This is a genomic window from Cryobacterium roopkundense (genome assembly GCF_014200405.1).
In the GTDB taxonomy this organism is placed as follows: Bacteria; Actinomycetota; Actinomycetes; order Actinomycetales; family Microbacteriaceae; genus Cryobacterium; species Cryobacterium roopkundense.
Genome location: NZ_JACHBQ010000001.1, coordinates 3079662 through 3101851 on the forward strand (window position 1 = coordinate 3079662; position 22190 = coordinate 3101851).

At 68.4% G+C, this 22190-nt stretch carries 18 protein-coding genes; 1 reads left to right on the plus strand and 17 read right to left on the minus strand.

The window, feature by feature from the left end; translation table 11 throughout:
- Window positions 1–146: 146 nt before the first annotated feature.
- Window positions 147–1358 (plus strand): O-antigen ligase family protein, encoded by a 1212-nt coding sequence (locus BJ997_RS14405; RefSeq protein WP_160175906.1) that lies wholly within the window; start codon window positions 147–149, stop codon window positions 1356–1358.
- 8 nt (window positions 1359–1366) lie between these two features.
- On the opposite strand, the gene BJ997_RS14410 is transcribed toward BJ997_RS14405, so the two are convergent.
- The 17 genes from BJ997_RS14410 to gmd form a co-directional block, all read right to left on the minus strand.
- Window positions 1367–2875, minus strand: a complete 1509-nt coding sequence (locus BJ997_RS14410) for a hypothetical protein (RefSeq protein ID WP_035838568.1) — start codon at window positions 2873–2875, stop codon at window positions 1367–1369.
- A gap of 11 nt (window positions 2876–2886) precedes the next feature.
- Complete coding sequence (gene wecB / locus BJ997_RS14415; RefSeq protein WP_035838590.1) at window positions 2887–4023, minus strand: non-hydrolyzing UDP-N-acetylglucosamine 2-epimerase; 1137 nt, start codon at window positions 4021–4023, stop codon at window positions 2887–2889.
- A 5-nt stretch (window positions 4024–4028) separates the two neighbouring features.
- On the minus strand, window positions 4029–5141 hold the full coding sequence (locus tag BJ997_RS14420; protein ID WP_183323562.1) for a polysaccharide biosynthesis C-terminal domain-containing protein: 1113 nt from the start codon (window positions 5139–5141) through the stop codon (window positions 4029–4031).
- Window positions 5138–6193 (minus strand): polysaccharide biosynthesis protein, encoded by a 1056-nt coding sequence (locus tag BJ997_RS14425; protein WP_035838077.1) that lies wholly within the window; start codon window positions 6191–6193, stop codon window positions 5138–5140. The genes BJ997_RS14420 and BJ997_RS14425 overlap by 4 nt, the downstream gene beginning before the upstream one ends.
- On the minus strand, window positions 6186–7454 hold the full coding sequence (locus tag BJ997_RS14430; protein ID WP_052542486.1) for a glycosyltransferase family 4 protein: 1269 nt from the start codon (window positions 7452–7454) through the stop codon (window positions 6186–6188). Before BJ997_RS14430 ends, BJ997_RS14425 begins: the two co-directional genes overlap by 8 nt.
- Window positions 7451–8095 carry a NeuD/PglB/VioB family sugar acetyltransferase gene (locus BJ997_RS14435; RefSeq protein WP_035838079.1) on the minus strand — a complete coding sequence of 215 codons (645 nt, stop codon included), beginning with the start codon at window positions 8093–8095 and terminating at the stop codon, window positions 7451–7453. Before BJ997_RS14435 ends, BJ997_RS14430 begins: the two co-directional genes overlap by 4 nt.
- Window positions 8092–8715 (minus strand): sugar transferase, encoded by a 624-nt coding sequence (locus BJ997_RS14440; RefSeq protein WP_035838081.1) that lies wholly within the window; start codon window positions 8713–8715, stop codon window positions 8092–8094. The genes BJ997_RS14435 and BJ997_RS14440 overlap by 4 nt, the downstream gene beginning before the upstream one ends.
- Complete coding sequence (locus BJ997_RS14445) at window positions 8712–9845, minus strand: aminotransferase class I/II-fold pyridoxal phosphate-dependent enzyme (RefSeq protein ID WP_035838084.1); 1134 nt, start codon at window positions 9843–9845, stop codon at window positions 8712–8714. The genes BJ997_RS14440 and BJ997_RS14445 overlap by 4 nt, the downstream gene beginning before the upstream one ends.
- Complete coding sequence (locus BJ997_RS14450; protein WP_236629074.1) at window positions 9842–11683, minus strand: polysaccharide biosynthesis protein; 1842 nt, start codon at window positions 11681–11683, stop codon at window positions 9842–9844. Before BJ997_RS14450 ends, BJ997_RS14445 begins: the two co-directional genes overlap by 4 nt.
- On the minus strand, window positions 11674–12606 hold the full coding sequence (locus tag BJ997_RS14455) for a hypothetical protein (RefSeq protein ID WP_035838086.1): 933 nt from the start codon (window positions 12604–12606) through the stop codon (window positions 11674–11676). The genes BJ997_RS14450 and BJ997_RS14455 overlap by 10 nt, the downstream gene beginning before the upstream one ends.
- Before the next feature lie 170 nt (window positions 12607–12776).
- Window positions 12777–13322 (minus strand): hypothetical protein, encoded by a 546-nt coding sequence (locus BJ997_RS14460; protein ID WP_035838088.1) that lies wholly within the window; start codon window positions 13320–13322, stop codon window positions 12777–12779.
- A gap of 55 nt (window positions 13323–13377) precedes the next feature.
- A complete protein-coding gene (locus BJ997_RS14465; protein WP_052542487.1) occupies window positions 13378–15201 on the minus strand; it encodes a DUF4012 domain-containing protein in 1824 nt (607 codons plus the stop codon).
- Between the two features lie 355 nt (window positions 15202–15556).
- The gene (locus BJ997_RS14470; RefSeq protein ID WP_035838091.1) at window positions 15557–16870 is read right to left on the minus strand and encodes a UDP-glucose dehydrogenase family protein; all 1314 of its coding nucleotides are present in this window, start codon (window positions 16868–16870) and stop codon (window positions 15557–15559) included.
- A gap of 220 nt (window positions 16871–17090) precedes the next feature.
- On the minus strand, window positions 17091–17621 hold the full coding sequence (locus tag BJ997_RS14475) for a hypothetical protein (RefSeq protein WP_035838093.1): 531 nt from the start codon (window positions 17619–17621) through the stop codon (window positions 17091–17093).
- Between the two features lie 462 nt (window positions 17622–18083).
- On the minus strand, window positions 18084–19877 hold the full coding sequence (locus BJ997_RS14480) for a DUF4012 domain-containing protein (RefSeq protein WP_035838095.1): 1794 nt from the start codon (window positions 19875–19877) through the stop codon (window positions 18084–18086).
- A gap of 46 nt (window positions 19878–19923) precedes the next feature.
- Complete coding sequence (locus tag BJ997_RS14485) at window positions 19924–20925, minus strand: GDP-L-fucose synthase family protein (RefSeq protein ID WP_035838097.1); 1002 nt, start codon at window positions 20923–20925, stop codon at window positions 19924–19926.
- Entirely contained in the window at window positions 20922–21992 is a 1071-nt protein-coding gene (gmd, locus tag BJ997_RS14490) for a GDP-mannose 4,6-dehydratase (protein ID WP_035838100.1), read from the minus strand. The genes BJ997_RS14485 and gmd overlap by 4 nt, the downstream gene beginning before the upstream one ends.
- Window positions 21993–22190: the final 198 nt, after the last annotated feature.

The window sequence follows — 22190 nt, forward strand, 5'->3', positions numbered from 1 at the left end:
TTCTGGTCACTGAGATGCTGCCACGAAAGGGCCAATCCCGGCAGGGCCAATTGTGCGCCACACCTTACATGCCCCGCCGGAGAGACGTATGGTGCTTCAAAGCCCTGCCGATTGTGAAGAGGGGTCGGGCATCTGTTGTGACGAAGATGAGTGCGCGAGCTGACCCACGAGTGCGCAGCCACGCCAGGGGCGCACACCGCACAGGCCTGTTCGCGGAGTGGCGTGCCCTTGCGGTCGCCGGCGTGGCATTCTTCGCGGCCGGCAGCCCCGACGTTGTCTTTCGCACCGGCGCGTTCGTGTGCGTGGTCGTGCTGGTCACCCGCCTGCTACACATCAGGATGGACGCCGCCAACCTCCTCGCGATTGCGCTCACGCTCTGGTACGTGCTCTCACAGGCATGGGCTGCCGACCGTGCGACGACAGGCCTGTCCATTCAGAACCAGCTCGCCGTTCTCGCCGTGTTCCTCGCCGTGCGCACCACGGTGACCACTCGCCGAAGCCTGCAGATCGTGGGCTGGGGGTATGTGACGGGCTGCGTCTATGCTGCCCTGCTGATCTTTCGGCAAAACCCGTCGACCGGTTTTCGGTCGGAGCTGTCCTTCGATCGCATCGTGTACGCGGGCGTGAACATCAACTATGTGGCGTACGCACTGACCGCGGGGCTCGCCGTGATTGTGTTGCTGGGGGCGGCATCCACCCGCCGGTCCTACCGGGTCTGGCTCCTCGTGTGCACCGGGCTCCTCCTCGTCGCCGTGTGGTACAGCGAAACCCGCGGGGCACTGCTCGCGGTGGGCATGATGGCCGGCTGGATCGTGGTCTACCGCATCGCGCCGGCGCTCCTGGTGCGGGTGGTGTGGGGTGCCGTCGCGGTGTCGGCGGCCGCTATCGCCACCGGTGTTGCCGATGCACTGCTGCGCACAACGGATGCCGGCTCCGCGGCCCGTGCCACCGGCGATCTGGCCGGCCGGCTCACGATCTGGCCTGAGGCGCGGCAGATCTTCGGCGAACACCTGATCGAGGGGGTCGGGGCCGGTGGATTCCGTGCCATCAACACGTGGGGTGTCGGCGCGCACGATGTGATTCTCGAGCTGGGTACCGGACTCGGGATTGTGGGGATCGTGCTGTTCCTCGGCGTGGTCGTGTCCTCGCTCACCTCGACGCACTGGGCTCATTCAGTGCGGCTGCGCCCGCTGCTGGTCGGCACGTTCCTGCTCTCGTGCGCGCCGCTCTACCTCTCCGGCCACTGGGAGCTGTCCCCGGCCGGCTGGATCGTGCTCGCGCTGTTCTCGTGCATGGCGCTCCTCTTCGAGCCTCCGCCGGGGCCGCCCAGCACCGAAGCCCCCGGTCCCGCCGCCTGATCCCTCGGCTACAGGGTGTCAGGCTCGGCCGCGCCGCCGCTGTCACCGTCGGGACGAGCGAGGGCATCGGGGGACGCGTCGGCGGGCTCGACCACCCTCGGCGAACGCTCCCGCCAGGGGGCGTTCAGACGCGGACGCTCGCCACCCACCAGACTCCGGGCAACGTAGACCACGAGCAGGGTGATGAGCCCGACGGCCGTGTAGCGGGCCGTCATCAGCTGGTTGTTGGCCGGCACGTACGCGATGAAGATCGCGACCTGGCAGAACAACACCAGCGACAGCGGATCTCGCTCCACCCGAGCCCCGATCCACATGCGCGCCATGAACCAGCCGACCAGCGCCATGAACATCGCCGCCCCGGGAAAGGTGAGGTCGGAGGCCAGCCACGGATACACGGTGGCCCAGAGCTTGCCGGCCGGCCAACCGGTGACGGCCTCGGTACGGCTCGGATACGACAGCTCGAGGGGGTCTGCACCGCCGAGATACTGCGTCTTGTAGCTGGCGAGCGCCGGCATCCCTCCGAAACCCTCCGCCCATTCGAAGGGTACCTCCAGGTTCTTCGACAGGCCGATGTACCCGTGCGTCGGGTAGTACGTGGCCACAAGCAGGCCGCGCGCAAACTTCTCACCGAACACTGACGTGAGAACGGGGCCCGGCGTGAACTGCGCGGCGAAGCTGGTGCCTTGCACGCGGTCGCCCTGGTTGTTGGCCAGGTAGCCGAAGAACCCGACACCCAACACCACGACCGCCACCGCGATCCAGCGGCTCGAACGCCGCGAATACTTTGAGCTCGACGTCGACCGAGACCGAGAGTCGTCCCGGGCCCGGGCCCGGCGCCTCTTCTCCAGCGGCACCGCGCTCACGGCGAGCGCCGCGACAGCCATCACCAGCAGGTCGCCGACGCCCTTCTGCGTGCCGATGTAGACGAAATACCCCAGATACGAGAGCATGCCGAGCAGGGCCAGGATGCGGGTGGGCACCCCGATCCGCCGCCAGAAATACACCGTGAGCGGCACCAACACCCCGTACAGCGCACCCGTCAGCACGGCGATTTGAATGGGCAGGCTCACCCTGCCGGTCGACTGCTGCTCGGCGTACACACTGAACTTGGCGTAATAGCTCGCCGACGGCGAGAACGCCGCCGAGAAGATGTCCCCCACCCCGGTGGCGCCGTATTCGGCGAGCGACGCGATGGAGAACAGCAGGAACCAGCCTGAGCTCAGCAGCAGAGCGGCCCTCACGGGCGGCGTCACGCGCCGGTCGGTGCTGCCGAACTGCCGATACGGCCGCGACTGCACGATGCTCAGGCGATAACCCGCGGCGAAGAACGCGATGGTGCTCAGCACGAACACCGCGAGTCCCGGCACGTTGTCGGCCAGGGCACGGCTGGGCCCGACCAGAAAGATCACAGAGGTGCCGAGCAGGTAACCCACCGACACCTTCAGCGGCAGGTACGCCTGGTTCGTGCCGGCCGCCGACCACGCGGCAACCGGGCCCCGCCGGGACAGATTACGCATCGAGACCCGACTCAGAGCGCGCGCGCCGACGGATGAATGCCGGCGCGGGCATGATGGCTGTGCACTGTGGAGCGCAAAAAGGCGAGCACCCGCCTCGACGTGTCAGTCACGTCGTACTCGGCGGGCGCACGGGCCGGACCGTCGGCAGCGAATTCGGCGAGGGCGATGCGCACGCCGTCGACGATGGCATCCGCTGTCACTCCCACGGTGAGCATGCCGCCCACGTCGAGCGCCTCCGGGCGTTCAATCGCGTCGCGCAGCGTCACGGCCGGAAAGCCGAGAATGAGGGACTCTTCGCTGATCGTGCCGCTGTCAGAGAGCACGAGCCGCGACATCTGCTGCAGCTTGACGTAGTCGTTGAAGCCGAACGGCGGGTGCAAGGCGAGGGCGTCAGCGGCGCCGGAGGGTTGACCGAGCAACCGGGCCCGGGTGCGCGGATGCGTCGACACCAGGATCGGCAGCGCGTAGGCCTCCGACAAACGGGTGAGCGCGGCGAGCGCCGCCGCGAGCCGTTCGGGGTCGTCCACGTTTTCCTCGCGGTGCAGGCTCACCACGAAATACCCGCCCGGCGCCAGGCCGAGCCGGTCGAGCACGTCGCTCGCCGCGATCTGCGCCGCGTTGCCGGCCAGCACCTCGCGCATGGGCGACCCGGTGAGCACAATCCGAGACGGATGCAGCCCCTCGGCCAGCAGGTTACGCCTCGCGTGCTCGGTGTACACGAGGTTGTAGTCGGCCACGTGGTCCACGAGCCGGCGGTTCACCTCTTCGGGCACGTTCTCGTCGAAACACCGGTTGCCGGCCTCCATGTGGAACACCGGAATCTTCATGCGCCGCGCCATCAGCGCCGCGATGCAGCTGTTGGTGTCGCCGAGCACGAGCACCGCGTCGGGCTTCTCGAGGGCCAGCACGGTCTCGACCTTGAGCAGGATCGAGCCGAGCACCGCGCCGAGGGAGCTCGTGTCGGCCTCGAGAAAATGGTCGGGCCGCCGCAGCCCCAGGTCGTCGAAGAACACCTCGTTGAGCTCGTAGTCGTAGTTCTGCCCGGTGTGCACGAGCACATGCCGGGTGTGCGCGTCGAGGCGTTTGATCACCGCCGACAAGCGGATGATTTCGGGTCGCGTTCCCACCACAGTCACGACCTTCAGCACCCCGGTCACGGCTGCACCTTCTCCGTGCTCGTGTCCGGTCTTTGGGGGTCGTAGGGTTCGTTGGTCCAGAACGACGTGAAGAGCAGGTCGCTGCCGGTGTTCCTGATGCTGTGCGCCCACATTGTGGGCATGTCGACGCTCACCGGGTCGTCGCCCGACACCGCGAACTCCACCACCTGCTCCGTGAACAACCGGCGCAGGGCGATCACGGCCTCGCCGTAGATCACGGTGAAGCGCTCCACCTTGCGGCGGTGAAAGTGGTCGCCGCGGCTCACGCCGGGAACCGTCGTGGAGACGGAGTACTGGCCGGGGCCCCCGTGGGTGCGCACGATCTCGGTGAAGGTGCCGCGGGCATCCGCTTGCCGGGTATGCGCCAGAGGTGTCTGGAGCCCCACAGTGTAGGAGCGGTAGGTGTTGAACAGGTCGCGGTGGAACGGGTCGGCGAGGTCGGGGATCTCGCCGGCCGCGTAGAGGGCGCTCATGTCCACGAGCTGGCTGAGCAACGTGCGCACACTCTCGTGCACCTGCCAGCCACGGGCTTCCTCGTGCGTGATGGAGCCGATGAGCACGTCGGCGGCGTGCTGGGCGTGCAGCAGCGTGAGCTCACGGTTGAATTGCACCGTGGGAGTGAGGCCGTGCACCAGCTGGTGGCAGAACGTGGCCGCCACCGAGTTGTAGTGGGGGCGGCCGTGCTCGCCGAACAGGTTGGGCAGGTGCAGGTTCTCGAACCGCGCCCCCACGTGCTCGGCCGCGAGGGTGAGCACCTCCGCGGCGCGGGCCTTGGCCTCGCCGTACACGCTGCCGGTGCCGGACTGGGTGGAGTTGGCGAACACCACCACCGGCGGGGGGTCGTCGGCGCGGAGCAGGGCGTCGGCCGCCTGCCGGGCGAAGAGCACGTTGCCCTCGGCCACGTCGTCTTCGGAGCCGCGGTTGATGCCGGCGAGGTGGATCAGCCGGGTGGCGCCGCTCACAGCAACGGATGCGGCGGGCAGCTCGAAACCTTCCCCCAGCGGCACGGCACGAAACTGCGTGCCGAGCTCCTGCAGGGCGGCCCGGGTGTGCCAGCCGAGGAACCCGTGCGCGCCGGTGATCGCGACCCGGCTCGGAATACCGTTCACAGTTCCACCTCTCCCAGCTCAACCGGCAGGCCGGCGGCGGCGAGCTCCGCCCGCACCTCCGGCAGCGTCAGCAGCAGTCTCTCGATGTCGGGCACTGTCATGCGCTCCACGCTGTGCGAGTCGTAGTCGTCGAATTGCCCCTGCGCGAGGTTGCCTTCTTCCACGTAGATGCCGTAGTTCAGGTCGCGATTGTCGGCGCGGATGCGAAAGTAGTCGCCGAGGTCTTCGGCGCGGGAGAGCTCCTCGCGGCTCGCGAGGGCCTCCGACACCTTCTCGGCGTGGCGGGTGCCGATCATGTCCACGCTGGCCGGGGAGCGAAACAGGGTGATCACAGCCTGGGCGAGGTCGCCCACGGTGCAGGCCCTGGCCTTGCGGATGAACAGGTCGCCCTGCCGCGCGTTGTGGAAGGCGAATTCCACTAGGTCGACGGAGTCGGCGAGGCTCATCATGAACCGGGTCATGCCCGGGTTGGTCACGGTGAGGTTGTGGCCGGACTGCAACTGGCGGATGAACAGGGGGATCACCGACCCGCGGGAGTACATCACGTTGCCGTAGCGCACGCACGACACTATCGTCTCGGCGTGGGGGTTGTTGAGGCCGTGGGAGCGAGCGACCTTCTCCATCATGGCCTTCGTCATGCCCATCGCGTTCACCGGGTACACCGCCTTGTCGGTGCTGAGACACACCAGCGACGTGACGCCGCAGGCCTCCGCGGCGCGCACCACGTTCTCGCTGCCCACGATGTTGGTGCGCACCGCCTCCATCGGAAAGAACTCGCACGACGGCACCTGTTTGAGCGCCGCGGCGTGGAAGACGAAGTCAACGTCGGTGGTCGCCCGCTCCACGCTCGTGAAGTCGCGCACGTCGCCGAGGTAGAAGCGCACCCTGGAGTCCGCGATCTCGCTGCGCATCAGGTCTTGCTTGGCCTCGTCGCGACTGAACACCCGCACCTCCGCCACGTCCCGCCGCAGCAGCTTGCTCGTGACGGTATGCCCGAACGACCCCGTGCCGCCCGTGATCAGGATGCGCTTGCCGGCGTAGCTGTCAGGCATGGTGCACTCTCCGCTTCGGTCGGGTTCGGGTGGCGCGGCTGGCGTCCCGCAGCACCTCACTGAAGCGCCACGCGCCGCTGGCCAGCGACATGTTGTTGCGATAATAGGCCTGTCCGGCCAGTCCCATGCCGTGGCGTTCTCCGGCGGAGAGTGCCATCAGTGACCGCACCGCCCGATCGAGCTGCACGGCGTTCTGCGGCTCGAATACCAGCCCGGCGCCGGCGTCCGCCACGATGCGCGCCGCGTCGCCGCGCACCCCCATCAGGATGGGCCGCCCGGCCATCAGGTAGGCCTGGGTTTTCGACGGCACCGTGATCGAAAACAGCGGATCGTCGCTCAGGTGCACGAGCAGCGCGTCGGAGAGCAGCAGAATCTCGCCGATCTCGGAGACCCGCCGACGTGGCATGAACACCACGTTGTCGAGCCCGCGCCGCCGGGCCTCCAGACGCAGGCGTTCCACCTCCATGCCGCCGCCCACCAGTAGAAAACGCAGCGCCGCTTCGTCGCGCAGTGATTCCGCGGCCTGCAGCACGGTCTCGAGGGCCTGCACGGGCCCCATGGTGCCGGCGAACGTGATGGTGAACGTGTCGTCGAACCCGAGTTGGGCGGCGCGATCCCCGGCGCGTGGGCGCAGGTCGATCTGTTTCTCGTCGGCCCAGTTCGGGATCACCGCGATGCGCCGGGCCGGCACGTGGCGCGCAACGAGCACCTGGCGAAACCCTTCGGACAGCACCACGATGCGCGCGGCTCCCCGGTAGATGCGGTCCATCACCCGGGTGACGATGCGCAGCGCGCGGGGGCTGGTGAGCATGCCGGTGGCGGCGAGGGTGTCGGGCCACAGGTCCTGCACGTCGTACACGTACGGCACGCCCTTGAGCGCCTTGAGCATCAGAGCCGGCAGCCCCACGGTGGCCGGCGGGTGGTACACGTAAGCCACGTCGGGCCGCCGCGTGAGCAGCGCCCCCACCGTCGCCGACACCGCGAAGCTCACGTAGTTGAGCACCCGCCGCACCGCCGAATGGTCGTGGCTCGGGTACAGCGGCACGCGCAGCACGGGTATGCCGCCCATCACTTCGCGCTGAAACACGCGGATGCGATACCCCGGGTACACGCGACCGTCCGGGTAGTTGGGAAAACCTGTCAGCACCCGCACCTCGTGTCCGAGCCGCTGCAGCTCCTGCGCAAACAGCAGTCCCTTGAACATGGGTTCCGGATCGAACCACTGCGTGATGATCAGGATACGTAACCTGGGCTCCGTCATCGGGCCGGAACCCCCTTCACGACGGTGTCGCCGAAGACGTGCCGCACCACGCAGGCGTTCGCGCCCACCACGGCGTCGGAGCCCACGACGAGGCCCTGCAGAATGACCGCGCCGGCGCCGATCAGCACGCGCTCGCCCACCTCCACATCGCCAGACACGATGGCGCCCGGGTTCACCGAGACGAAGTCGTGCAGCACGGCGTCGTGCCCGATGGCCACGTTCGGGTTGAGGTGAACGTGCCGGCCGAGGCGCACGTTCGTGGAGACCTGGGTGCCGCCGCACACCACGGTGCCGTCGCCGATCGCCGCCTGCGAGCCGATCGACGCCGCGGGATGCACCGCGGTGGCCGCCGCCATGCCGGCCGCGAGGAAGGAACGGTCGAGGCGCTGGCGGGCCACCGGGTCGCCGATGCCGATCAGGTACAGCGCGTGGTAGTCGAAGGCCAGCCACTCGGCCACCGTGCCGAGGTAGGCCACGCCGCGGTGCTCGAGGCGCTCCCGGTTGAGGTCGCTCGGGTTGGTGTCGACCACCCCGAGAACGTCGAAGACGGGCACATCGGCGGCCCGGTTGAGGGCCTGCACAACGTCGAGGGTCTGCCGCCCGAACCCGCCGGCCCCCACCACGATCAGCTCCGTACTCATAGCGCACCCTCCGTCGATTCGGCCAGGAATTCGGGCGCGGTCGAGTGACCGGCCTGAGAGATGCCCTCCCGGAGCAGCACCGCGCGCACGGTGCGGGCGAGGATGCGCACGTCGAGGGCGAAGCTGCAGCGCGCCACGTACTCGGCGTCGAGGGCGAACTTCTCGTGCCACGACAACGCGTTGCGCCCGCTCACCTGCACGAGTCCCGTCACGCCCGGCCGCACCTCGTGCCGGCGGGCCTGCTCCGGCGTGTACCGCGGGAGGTAGCTCACCAGCAGGGGCCGCGGTCCCACGAGGCTCATGTCGCCGCGCAGCACGTTCACCAGGGTGGGCAGTTCGTCGAGGCTCGTGGAGCGCAGCGCCCGCCCGAACGGCGTGAGCCTGTCGTCGTCGCTGGCCGGCCCCTCGCCCGGGGTCATGGTGCGAAATTTGTACAGCCGAAAGATGCGGCCGTGCAGGCCCGGACGGTTCTGCACGAAGAGCACCGGACGACCGAGGTTCACGGCCACCGCCACCGCCACGCCGAGCAGCACCGGGGACAGCACGAGCAAGCCGAGACCCGAGGCGAGCACGTCGAGCATCCGCTTCACCGGAAGGTAGCCGCGCGGCGCCCCCGTCATGAGTACACGGTGACGAAGTCGTGCACGGCCGCGGCTACGCGCTCTACCTCGGCGGCCCGCAGCGCCGAGCCGCTCGGCAGGGCGAGCCCGGTCTCGAACAGGCGCTGCGCGTTGCCGTTGAGCAGGCGGCGCGCCCCGGCGTACACGGGCTGCAGGTGCATGGGCTTCCAGAGCGGCCGGGTCTCGATGTCGAGCGCCCGCAGCGACGCGCCGAGCTCCTCGGCCGACCAGCCGGCCGTGTCGGGGTGCACCAGCACCGCGGTGAGCCAGCAGTTGTCGTCGGCGTCGTTCTCGCCGCCGAAGATCCGCACGCCGGGAAGGCCGGCGAACAGGCGCCGGTAGGTCTCCCGTATGCGCCGCCGCCTGGCGAGCATGCCGTCGAGCCGGGTTAGTTGGCCCCGGCCGAGTGCCGCCAGCAGATTGCTCATGCGGTAGTTATACCCCACCTCGGCGTGTTCGTAGTGGGTCACCGGCAGCCGCGCCTGGGTCGAGAGCGAGCGGCTGCGCGCGGCGAGCGCGGCGTCGTCGGTGAGCAGCATGCCGCCGCCGGAGGTGGTCATCATCTTGTTGCCGTTGAACGAGACAATGGATGCCGCCCCGAGCGACCCGACGGCCCGCCCGCTGAAGTGCGCGCCCAGCGACTCGGCCGCGTCGGCGAGCACGGGCACGCCGTACTCGGCGGCCACCCGGTCGATCGCGGCGTAGTCGGCGGCTTTGCCGAGCAGGTCAACGGGCACGATCGCGGCCACCCGCTCGCCGGCGCCGGTGAGGCGGGCGAGCGCCTGGCGCAGCAGGCCGGGGTGCAGGTTGCCGGTGGTCGGGTCGCTGTCCACGAAGTACGGTTCGGCGCCGGTGTACACGATGGCGTTGGCCGTGGCCACGAACGTGAGGGTGGCCGTCACCACCACGGTGCCGGGGCCGGCGCCCAGCCCGAGCAGCCCGAGGTGCAGCGCGGCGGTGCCGGAGCTGAGCGCCACGCCGTGCGCCACGCCCACCCGTGCGGCGAGTTCGGCTTCGAAGGCGTCCACGTCGGGGCCGAGAGGGGCGATCCAGCCCGAGCGCATCGCGGCGAGCACGTAGCGCTGTTCCACCTCGCCCACGTCGGGTGCCGACAGGTAGATGCGTGTCATTGGGTGCCTGGCCGGCCGTCGGCGTACGCGGCGCCGTGCCGGTGCGACGACCAGCGCGCCTCCCACTCGCCCTTGTTCAGGCCGTCGGGGGGCAGCGGGGTGATCTTCGCGTGCGAGATCTTCGGGTGCAGCGGGCGATCGTCGCTCTCGCCGTCGTCCATCAGCTCCTCGTGCAGTTTCTCGCCCTGGCGCAGCCCGGTGTAGACGATCTCCACGTTCTGCCCCGACAGGTCGATCATGCGCCGGGCCACGTCGAGAATCTTCACCTGCTCCCCCATGTCGAGAATGAGCACCTCGGCCGGCCGGCCGATGCCGCCGGCCTGCACCACGAGCTGGCAGGCCTCCGGAATGGTCATGAAGAAGCGCGTCACCTCCGGGTCGGTGATGGTGAGCGGCCCGCCGGCCTCGATCAGGGCGGTGAAAGTGGGCAGCATCGAGCCGCGGCTGCCGATCACGTTGCCGAACCGCACCGAGAGATACGTCTCGCCCGTTGCCTCGGCGGCCCACGCCGTGAGGCGTTCGGCCAGCCGTTTGGAATGACCGAGCACGCTCGTGGGCCGGGCGGCCTTGTCGGTGGAGATGTTCACGAACGTCGTCACCCCGACGGCAGCGGATGCCTCCAGCACGTTGAGCGTGCCGATCACGTTGGTCTTCCACGCCTCGTCGGGGTACTGCTCGAGCATCGGCAGGTGTTTGAGGGCGGCCGCGTGGAACACCACCTGCGGCCGGCGCTCCTCGAAGACCGCGCACAGCGCCTCGGCGTCGCGGATGTCGGCGAGCACCACGTCGTTGGTGTCGAGCAGGCCGTGCCCGCGAATGGAGATCTGCGAGGTCTGCAGCCCGGTCTCGTCGCGGTCGAGCATGATCAGCTCGCTGGGGGCGAAGCGGTAGATCTGCCGGCAGAGCTCCGAACCGATGGAGCCGCCCGCGCCCGTGACGAGCACGCGCTTGCCGCGCAGGTACCCGGCCACCGATTCCACGTGGGTGTCGAGCGGAGGGCGTCCCATCAGGTCTTCGATCGAGATGTCGCGCAGGTCGGTCAGGCCGGACCTGCCTTCGAGCAGGTCTTCCCAGGGCGGCAGCACCAACACCCGCAGCCCCGCGACGCGGGCGGCGTCGGCGACGGCGCGCATGAGCGTGGCGTCGGGGTGGGCTATCGTCACCACGAGGGTCGTCGCTCCGGTGGTCGCGGCGACGGCTGGCAGCGACTGCAGGGTGCCGAGCACGCGCACGCCGTCAAACCAGACGTTGCGTTTGAGGGGATCATCGTCGATCAGTCCCACCGGCCGGTACCCGGACTGCCGGTCAGTCTTCATGTGGCGCACGATTTCGGCGCCCAGGTACCCGGCGCCGAAGATGAGCGCGGGGCTTGCGTTCTCGTCGGGGGCGAGCGAACGCTCAAGCAACAGCCGACGTACGTAGCGCACCCCACCCATCAGCACGAAGGCGATGGGCAGAGCGATGAACACTGTGCTGCGGGGAATCTGCAGGGCGGTGCCGAACAACGCCACGGGCACGCCCACGACCAGGGTGACCACGAGCACCACGCCGAGCAGGGCACGCACCTCGGCGAAGCTCCCGTAGCGGTGGCGGCCCTGGTAGAGGAAGAACGACCACCCCACCACGAGTTGCAGCAGGCACGCGACCGCGGCCATCAGCAGCAGCGGCAGCCAGGAGATCGAGGACAGGTCGAACTCGTAGCGCAGGGCCTCCGCGGCGAACAGGGCCAGCACCCAGCAGGCGGCATCGAGCGCGAATTGCGTGACGAAGTGCAGCACCGCGGGGGCGGAACGACGCCTCGGCACGCGGCTTCCCGTGCCGAACATACCTAGGGCCATGTTGCGCCTCCGTCGCTGGATGTGGACATGATAGCCCCGGCCCACAACCAGAGAACCCCCGGCGAACTGGCAATGGCCACGTCGCCCGGTTCGAAGGCCGCCTCCCGGCAGCCGGCCACTGTCGGCGCCGCGTCGGCCGCGTCGGCCAGCGTGAGCACCTGCACTCCCGCGCAGCCTGCCTGTCCGGCCGCGGCGATCACGTAGCCGCCGCCGGCGAGCCCGGCGAGGTTCACCGCGCCGGGCACCGCGACCCCCGGTGTCCAGCTGGAGCCACCGTCTGTCGTGCGCACGAGCATCGGAGCGGATGCCGCGGCATCCGCTGGCTGTACAGGCGGGCAGAGCACGGCGCCGCTCGCGTCGCTCTGCGCGGCGAGGGTGATCGGGGCCGGGCAGGGTGCCGCAAAGGCCCCGAGGGGACTGTGCACGGTGGCGGGTTCGGCGGGGTTCACGTACCAGTTTCCGGTCAGTCGCAGCGGGAAGTCGTCCCAGTCGGCGCCGGCCACATAGGTGGCCATCAGGTGCGGGGTGCAATCCGCGGCGAGAAGAGTGACAAAGGATGCCTCGGAATCGCTCAGCGCCGTGATCACGAGCACCGCGGTGGCTCCCGTTTCACCGCCGGCGTCGAAGCCGGTCCAGGTGGCACCGGAGTCGGTGGACCGCTCGGGCATGGCCCGGGCGTCGGGGCAGCTGCCCGTGGCCGCGCGCCACGCGGTGGTGGCGTTGAGGGACGACAACACTCGGCGCGGAGTGACAGGGGGAACCACCGGCGCCGCGCTCGGCACCGCGCTCGGCACCGGGGTGGGAGTGGGGGCGGCGCTGGCCAGGGCGTCGACGGTCTTGCTGGTCACGAGCGGGTCCGGCGGTGTGATCACCGTGAGCGCGTAGACCACGAGGGCGATGTCGACCAGAACAAAGAGCGCCAAGGCCCCGCCCCACCAACGACGCCACCGGACAGCCTGACCGGGTTTCCGATGACGTCGTGGCGAATGCGGCAACTTGGCTTCTTCGTTCGGGCACAGCGCGGCTGACCAAGGGTCGGTCGTGTCACGGCAACCGGTGCGGGCTAGCTAGGCGCTACAGCGTGATCGTGTGTTCAGGTGTCGGCGTGTGTGCCGCGCCGGCGAGCCATCACCAGCACCACGAGCAGTGCGATCCCGATCATCAGCGCACCCACCGCAGACCACAGCAGCACACTCGGCAGCTGGTAGCCCGTGGCCGGCAGGCCACCCGACTCGGATGCGGCTCCACCGCTGGCGGAGGACACCACGATGGTCCACGTCACGACGTTGCCGGAAGTGAGCCCGGTTGCGGTGCCGTTGTAGGTGCCCGTTGCGTTACTCGGAAGCCCGACCGTGACGCTTGCGGCGCCCACCGGTGTGGCGTTCTTCGTGACGCTGGCGGTTGCTGCCTTCACGACCGCGATGGTCGGAGAACCTGAGCCGCTGATCGCGAACGCGACGGGTTCGTTCGGCAGGAACGAGTTCGCCGGGATACTCACGGTCACCGTGCCACCGGGTACGGCCGAGCCGGATACCGTAATGGCGCTGTCTGGAACGTAACCGGCGGCGAGAGCCGCAGCCGGAACCGAGAAGATTGCGAGGATTGCGAGCACGACGGCCGCAAGAACCTTTTTCACCATGATTGTCACTCCTTGTTTTTTTGGGTGGCCCCCCCTTTGGGCCGAATGAGAAGCACTAACACAATACGGCAGATTCACAGAAGTTTCCTACTATTTTTTTGTTTTCTAGATGTATGGCTGGGGTAATTTCCGTCACGACAAGCTCGGGGGCCTCATCCACCCCGAGCCAGCCAAAACTCAACGCCGTGCTCTGCCCGGGCGCAAGTTCCACATCGAGCGAACTCACCGGGTACGTCGCCCCGGCGGGGTAGGCGGAATCCGTGGTCGGGTGGTAGCCCACAACCGCGCCGTCGCGGGCCACCCCCAGGTTCTGCAGACCGGGGGCGCCGTAAACGGTCACGAGCGTCTTCACGTTGCCGCGGGGCACGCCGAACGACCCGTCACCCGTGATGCTCTCGGGAAGCGTGGCCGCGGCATCCGCCGGAGCCGTATTGGTGAGCGTCACCTCCACGGCGTAGGTGGGCCGGCCGTCTTCCCGGCACACCCGCTTCGCGGCGCCCACCTGAACACGTAGAAACGTGTCCATCTTGGCGCCGGTGGCGTCGTTGAGGTACACGCCGAACCGGGTGGTGTGTGCGTCGCTCACCGGCAGGCCGCCGCCGAGGCTAGTGGTGGAGAGCACAGCCTGCTCCTCGGGGTGCGCGCTCCACAGCAGCACGCGGTGTTCGGCGCCCGCACGCTGCAGCGCCGCGAGCATGCCGCCGGTGGAGAATCGGCCGGCCGAGACGACCTCGAAAACGGATGCCGCGGCGGCGGCGAAGAACGCGTCCTGCTGCAGGGGCACTGAGTAGCGCTCGTATACCCCGGTCAGCAGCAGCTGCACTGCGTTGTCGGCGGTGAGCACATCGCCGCTGGGAAGAGTGACGGGCCCGGTGGCCGCGAGCAGGTAGCTCAGCGCCACCGGATCGATCGCGAGCACGCCGTCCACCTGCACGCCGAAGCGGCGGTTCCACATCTCCCGGGCGAGCTCGGCGGAGAGGGCGAAGTTGGGGGTGAGGTTCACGTCGCCGACGTAGCGTCCGGTGCGGTCGCGGTAAAGGGCCAGGGTCTCGGGCGGCAGCGGAAGCACCGGGGAGTCGAAGATCGGCAGCTCGGTGGCGCCGGCCTGCTGCGCGAGCTCGAGCCGACCGCTTTCGGCGTGCACCACGGCGAGCGCCCCGGAGAGCCCGCCGGTGGAGCGCAGCTCGGCCGGGTTCTGAAACAGCACGAGATAGTTGCGGGGGCCATCGGCGCCCACCATCGCGGGGAGTAACTGCACGGCACTGTTCACGGCGCTGAGGCTGTCGGCTGCCCGCGCCGCCATGCCCTGCACCTGGCCGAGCGCGTCCCGCACGGGTGGCAGCAGCCCGGCCCCCTCGATGCCGGCGAGCCGTTGCTCGGTGGCGAGCAGCGCGGAGGTCGCCGCCGCGACCGCCGGCTGCGCCTGCACGAGTGGCTCGACGTTCACGGCGCCGTCGACCGGGGCGAGGCTCGCGGGGGTCACCGACCCGGCCACCTCCGTGAGCGGCTGGATCGACTGCCGGGCAACGTCGTCGACGCCCGCCGCGAGCTGCCGCACCACTGCGAGGTTGCGGCCGAACACCGGTACCGTCTCGGCGAGGCGCCAGACCGGATCGCTCGTGAGTTGTGCCGCCTCCGCCGCGTGGCCGGCGAGCCGGGTGTAGCTCACGCCGGCAGCAGTTTCATCGCCCGTCACGATCTCGTTCTGCAGTGTGGCCGCCACGGACTGTGCCTGGGCGAGCTCGCCGCGGGCCAGGAGCCCGCGCACGCCCACCCACAGCGCCGCCGCGAGTAGCACCGGGAGCAGGGTCAGTGCGCAGACGAGCACGATCCTGCGGGCGCGCGGCCGCGCGGGTGCCTCGTTCGCGGACGCCACCATGCGCCCATTCAAGCCAGCCGGGCCCCGCCCGTCAAGCCCATCCCGTTGGTCGAATCGCAACGAAGGAGCGTCCTCCCCTTTCCGCTGGTCGAGGCGAGACGAACGAGCGCGATCCCCCCTCCGCTGGTCGAGGAACGCCGTCTACGGCGTGTCTCGAGACCGGGTGAGCCGAATCTGAGAGTCGGCTTGCGCGGTCGAGACGCTCGTGCCTCGCTCCTCGACCAACGGGATGGGGAACACGAGCCAAGTCCGAGGATCGGCCCACGGGGTCTCGATACGCGCGCCAGCGCGCACTACTCGACCAGCGGAATGGTCGGCACGCGGGCCCGGGCGGGCCCGGGGGCGGCGACAGGGGTTAGGGGCGGCCGAGGGCTATGTAGTTCCAGCCGGCGGCGCGCCACGCGGCGGCGTCGAGGGTGTTGCGTCCGTCGATGATCGTGGCGGTGCGCACCAGGGTCTTCGCCCAGGCCGGGTCGATGTCCTTGAACGCGGGCCACTCTGTCACGAGCACCACGGCATCCGCTCCGGTGAGCGTCTCCTCGATACTCGTCGAATAGCTCAACTGCGGATGCCGCGCGCGGCTGTTTGCGATGGCCTGCGGGTCGGTGGCCATAACGTCGGCACCCAGGCCGCGCAACTGCACGGCCACGTCGAGCGCCGGCGAGTCTCGCACGTCGTCGGAGTGCGGCTTGAAGCTGAGGCCGAGCACGGCGACCTTCTTGTTGTAGACCGAGCCGCCGAGAGTGGAGACGGCGAGGTCGATCACGCGCTTGCGACGGCGCAGGTTGATCGCGTCCACCTCTTTCAAGAACGCGACAGACTCGCCACGGCCGAGTTCTTCGGCGCGGGCGGTGAAGGCGCGGATGTCCTTGGGCAGGCAGCCGCCACCGAAGCCCACGCCGGCGTTCAGAAAGCGGCGGCCGATGCGGGCGTCGTAGCCGATGGCATCCGCGAGCTGGGTCACGTCGGCGCCCGAGACCTCGGCGATCTCGGCCATGGCGTTGATGAAGCTGATCTTGGTGGCCAGGAACGCGTTCGCGGCCACCTTCACGAGCTCGGCGGTGGCGTAGTCGGTGACCACGAGCGGGGTGTTGGCCACGAGCGCTGCGGCGTAGACCCGGCTCAGCAGGCCGATGGCGTGCTTGCCGGCCTCGCCCTCCGGCACCCCGTACACGAGGCGGTCGGGGCTGATGGTGTCATGCACGGCAAAGCCCTCGCGCAGAAACTCGGGGTTCCAGGCGAGGGAGGCGCCGCTCCCGGATGCCTCCACCACGGCGGCAAGGCGTGCTGCGGTGCCTACCGGCACGGTGCTCTTGCCCACCACGAGGTCGCCGGGGTTGAGATACGGGAGCAGGGAGTCGATCGCGCCGTCCACGTAGGTGAGGTCGGCGGCGTAGCTGCCGGGCTTCTGCGGGGTGCCCACGGCGATGAAATGCACCTGTGAGCCGGCGGCATCCGCTATGTCGGAGCTGAACCGCAGCCGGCCTGAGGCCATCGCTGAGGTGAGCACCTCGGGCAGGCCGGGCTCGAAGAACGGCGGACGACCTTCGGCGAGGTGGGCGATCTTGGCGGCGTCCACGTCGATGCCGATCACCTCGTGGCCGAGTTCCGCCATGGCAGATGCGTGCACCGCACCCAGGTAGCCGCAGCCGATAACCGATATCTTCATGCTTTCAATCCCCATACGTTGAGCCTATCGGCGCGGAGTGCGCCACTTTCGCCGTGGTGCGTGCGGGGCCCGGTCAGCGGATGCCGCGGGCCGGGCCGGGATGACGGCCCGGGTGCCCGCACGCACAAAACAGGGCCCCGGGCTGGTGCCCTGGGCCCTGTTTCACGCTAGTGATCTCTCAGCGACCTCGACAGTGTCGGAAGAAGCCACCCGAAGAGTGCTACGCAGTTGCGCGCTGGCGGCGAACGATTGTGAGAACGACGACCAGCGAGATGCCGAGCAGCAGTGCGCCGGCTGCGCTCCAGATGAGAAGCACGGGTGCTTCGTATCCGGTGCTGGCCAGGCCGGTGTTGCTCACGCTGTCAGCAGCGATGGTGGTGATGGTTGCGGTACCCACGACACCGGAGGTGAGGCCGGTTGCGGTCACGTTGTACGAACCCGAAGCGTTCTTCGGAAGCGTGACCTGCACGTTGGTTCCACCCTCGGTCGAAGCGACCTTGGTGGAGGAGACGTTCGCGGCCTGAACGCTGCCGAGAGTTGCGGTTCCGGCGCCGTTGACGCCGAAGGAGACGGTCTCACCGGGGGTGAAGGATCCGATGTTGAAGATGATGTTGACAGTGCCACCAGCGGTGGCGTTTCCGACGATCGTGATGTTGATGACCGGAACGTAGCCGGCAGCGCTAGCTGCAGACGGCACTGCGAAAATAGCCAGGATCGCAAGAACGATCGCGGCGAAGGCCTTTTTTGCCATAGTGGTCCCCTTGGGATTGGATTGATGGTTTCGCCGACACTGGCTCACTTCGAGTGAAGCTGATCGTCAGCATAGGGACGTTCCCAGCGGTTATCCAGTCGCTTTGTGCATGCTGGGGCCACCCGAAATGCCGGATATTTCGCGTGGTTCCGGCGCACGGATAGCCACGTTTCGACCCCCCGTTTTGCGCGCCGTCTCCCGCCGTTCCGGGCGATTGAGCGAGCGGATGCCGTGGGGCTGGGCACGCAGTCGCGGGCTATGACCGGGACTGAGCTTGTCTCAAGTGTTGTTCGGCTCGCCTGGGGCGCCTGGCCAGCCGTGACCCCCATCACCGACCCCCGCGCTGCCGAGCGCGGCGTCATTTCAGAATGCGCGCCAGGCGCCCGGGCCGCTGCAACCACGCGTCTGCGCCCCGGATTGGGGGGCGGAATTCCGCGCTCCCCGAACCGATCTGAGCGGGGTTCAGCAGCGCGCGGCCAACTCCTGCGTCTCCGGCAGATTGATCAGCGGCGTGCTCTGCACGGTGAGGTCACCGTCGAACGGCTCGGCGCCGAGCCATTCGAAGCGCAGCACGGTGCTCTCCCCCGGCGCGAGCTCCACGTCGAGTGTGCTCACCGGGTATCCCCCGTCGGTGGCCGGGTGATACGGCACCACGGCGCCGTCGCGTGTCAGGCCGAGGTTGTCCATGTCGGGAGCGCCGTAGGCCGAGACCATCGTCTTGATGTTGCCCGGGGGCACGCCGAAGTCGCCTCCGCCCGTGACGTAGAGCGGCAGGGAGAGTGCGGCGTCGGCGGGCGCGCTGTTGGTGAGAGTGACGTCCACACCGAATGTGGGCCGCTTGTCCTGGCGACAGGTCTTCCGCCCCACGGCGTACTGCACGTCAAGGTAGAGATCCATTTTCGAACCCGTGCCATCGTTGAGGTACACACCAAAGGTCTTTTCGGCGGCAGTGCTCACCGGCAGCCCACCGGCGATGGTGGTGTCGGCGAGAACGGCTTGCTCGTCGGGGTGTGCGCTCCACACCAGCACGCGGTGTTCGCCGCCCGCTTCCCCGAGCGCCTCGATCAGGGCGACGGGGTCGACGTCGCCGCCCGACACCGCCGTGAAGACGGCCGCGGCGGCGCCGGCAAAGAAGTCATTCTGTTGGATGGGTTCGTACTTCTCATACGCGTCGCCCAGCAGCAGCTGCACGGCGTTGTCGGCGGTCAACACTTCGCCGGTGGGCAGCGTGATCGGACCGGTGGCTCGCAGCAGGTAGCTCAGCGTCACGGGGTCCACCGAAATCACACCGTCGGCCTGCAGCCCGAAGCGCAGGTTCCACATCTGCTGCGCGATCTGGCCGCTGAGCGCAAAGTTCGGGGTGAGGTTCACATTCTGAACGAACTGCCCCGTCACATCGCCGTAGATGCTCCGCGTGTCCGTGGGCAGGGTGATCACCGGGGCGTCATGGCGGGGGAAGTCGGTGCTCGAGGCCTGTTGCGCCAACTCGATCCGCCCGTTCTCGGTGTGGATGAGCGCCAGGGCCCCCGGGATGCCGCCGGTGGACCGCAGCTCGGCCGGGTTCTGGAACAGCAGCACGTAGTTGCGCGGGCCGGCGTGCCCCAGCATGGCGGGAACGATCTCCACCGCGCGATTGAGCGCCCCCACACTCACGGCAGTGTCCGTCACCGTCGTGCTCAGCTGCTGCGCGGCGTCTCGCACCACGGAAAGCGTGCGGGTCGTGTCGATTGCGAGCGCATTGCTCTCCGCCCTCACGAGCGCCGTGTGCGCCGAGGCAATCCGGGGCTGCGCTGCCACGAGCGGATCCAGGTTGATTGCACCGTCCACCGGCCGGAAGACCGTCGGGTCCAGGGCGCCCGCGATGGTCGCGAGCGGCCCGACCACGTTCTGCGACACGTCGTCGACGACGGCGGCGATTTCCCTGACCCCGGTGAGGTTGGTGCCCAGAAACGGCACCACTTCGAAGGCGCGCCAGATGGGATCGCTCGTCAGGGCCGCGGCACGCGAGGCGTGCTCGGCCAGTTGCTCCACCGATGCCTGCGCCGATTCGGGGTCGTCGCTGAGCACCTGCCCCTTGATCGCCGAGGCCAACGGGATGGCGCTTTCCAGCTCGGTCTTGGCCATGCTGCCGCGCACCCCCACCCACACGGCACCGGCAAACACCACGACGAGCACCCCCACCGCCCCGCGCACGATCATCTGTCGACGACGGGCGCGGCGGCGCGGGTCGGGGGCAGCGGGGTGGTGAGAGACCATCCGAATATCCAATCAGGGCCGCCAGATCGGCGGCGGTAAGCTTCCGCTACTGGCGGATGGTGTCGGCGTGGTCGCGGTACCACTCAACTGTGGAGCGCAGGCCGGCCGTCAGGTCGATCTGGGCGGTCCAGCCGGCCTCGGCGAGCTTGGAGACATCGAGGAGCTTCTGCGGAGTGCCGTCGGGCTTGTCGGTGTCCCACTCGGTCGTGCCGGTGAACCCCACCACCTGGGCGATCGTGTCCGCAATCTCCCGAATGGTCACGTCACGCCCGGTACCCACGTTCACCTGCTCGGGTCCGTCGTAGTGCTCCAGCAGGTGCAGGCACGCCTCGGCCATGTCGTCCACGTGCAAGAACTCCCGCCGCGGCGTGCCCGTGCCCCAGTTCGTCACCGAGCTCGCGCCATTCTTCGCGGCGTCGTCGTACCGGCGAATCAACGCTGGCAACACATGCGACCCGGCGGGCGAGAAGTTATCGCCCGGGCCGTAGAGGTTCGTGGGCATCGCCGAGATCCACGGCAACCCGTACTGACGCCTCACCGCCTGAATCTGCAAAATCCCGGCGATCTTCGCGATCGCATAGGCGTCGTTTGTGGGCTCGAGGTGCCCGGTGAGCAGGGAATCCTCCCGAATCGGCTGGGCCGCGAGCCGCGGATAAATGCAACTCGACCCGAGGAACAACAGTCGCTCCACGCCGTACTTCAGGGCCGCGTCGAGCACGTTCACCTGAATGCGCAGGTTGTCGCTCAAGAAATCGACCGGATAGGTGTCATTGGCGAGGATGCCGCCCACCTTCGCCGCCGCCAACACCACGTAGCGCGGCTTCGTCTCGGCGAAGAACGCGAACACCGCGTCACGGTCCTTCAAATCCAGGTCCGCCGATGACCGGCCGACCAGATCGGTGAACCCTTCGGCGTGCAGGCGCCGCCAAATAGCGGACCCCACCAGGCCACGGTGCCCGGCCACGTAAAACGTGCCGGTGCGCTCAAGCGGGCCGGACGTGAAGTCCACCTGGTCGCGGGAATCGGAGGTCGGCGTCGTCAGCGTCATGAGACCAGCGCGCTGTCTCGCACCGCGGCGGCGGGTTCCTGGGTTCCCCAGCTTGCAAGCTTGACCTCGTCGATCCACCGACCACCGGCGTGACCGAGCGCGGTGATATCGGCGTCCACCATGATGCGCGCCAACTCCGCGGTGTCCACGGTGGCCTTCCAGCCGAGCTTCGCTTCGGCCTTCGACGCGTCACCGACGAGGGCATCCACCTCGGTGGGGCGCAGGTACCGCTCGTCAAACCGCACGTGCTCCTCCCACTCCAGGCCCGCATGTTCGAACGCCGTCTGCACGAAGTCCCGCACCGTGAAATTGCCGCCGGTGGCCAGCACGAAGTCCTCAGGCTCATCCACCTGCAGCATGCGCCACATACCCTCCACATACTCGGCGGCGTAACCCCAGTCACGAACCGAATCGAGGTTACCGAGGTACACATGGTCCTGTTTGCCGGCCTTGATCGCCGCGACAGCGCGGGTGATCTTCCGCGTCACAAACGTCTCGCCTCGACGCGGCGACTCGTGATTGAACAAAATACCGTTCACCGCGAACATCCCGTACGCCTCACGGTAGTTCTTCGTAATCCAGTAGCTGTACACCTTCGCGGCACCATACGGCGAGCGCGGGTAGAACGGGGTCTCCTCGTTCTGCGGCGGCGGCGTCGCCCCAAACATCTCCGAACTCGACGCCTGGTAGAACCGGCAGTGAATCCCCGACATCCGCACAGCCTCCAGCAGACGAATCGAGCCCATGCCCGTCGTGTCAGCGGTGTGCTCCGGCTCATCGAACGACACCCGCACGTGAGACTGCGCGGCCAGGTTGTAGACCTCGTCGGGCTTGATCTCCGCGAGCAGCGTCGACAGGCGCGAGCCATCGCTCAGGTCCCCGTAGTGCAGGAACAACTTCGCTGTCGTGTCATGCGGATCGACATACAGGTGATCGATACGCGACGTATTGAACGTCGACGCACGACGAATCAAACCGTGAACCTCGTAACCCTTACCGAGCAACAATTCGGCGAGGTACGAACCGTCCTGTCCGGTGATCCCGGTAATAAAAGCACGCTTGGCCATGTGATGTTCTCCGATAGGTTCCGGTGGTGTCGTGCCGGGTTTTCGACCGCACGTCGATACCGTCTGTTTCTGGTTTTGACCCTGAGCTTATGGACTCGGAGGGATGTCCGCAAAGTGACCTGAAATCGCCGCACGCACCGCGACAGGCCAGTCATAGCCTGATGTAACTCGTCTGGGGGGCAAATGCGTCAGGCTGAC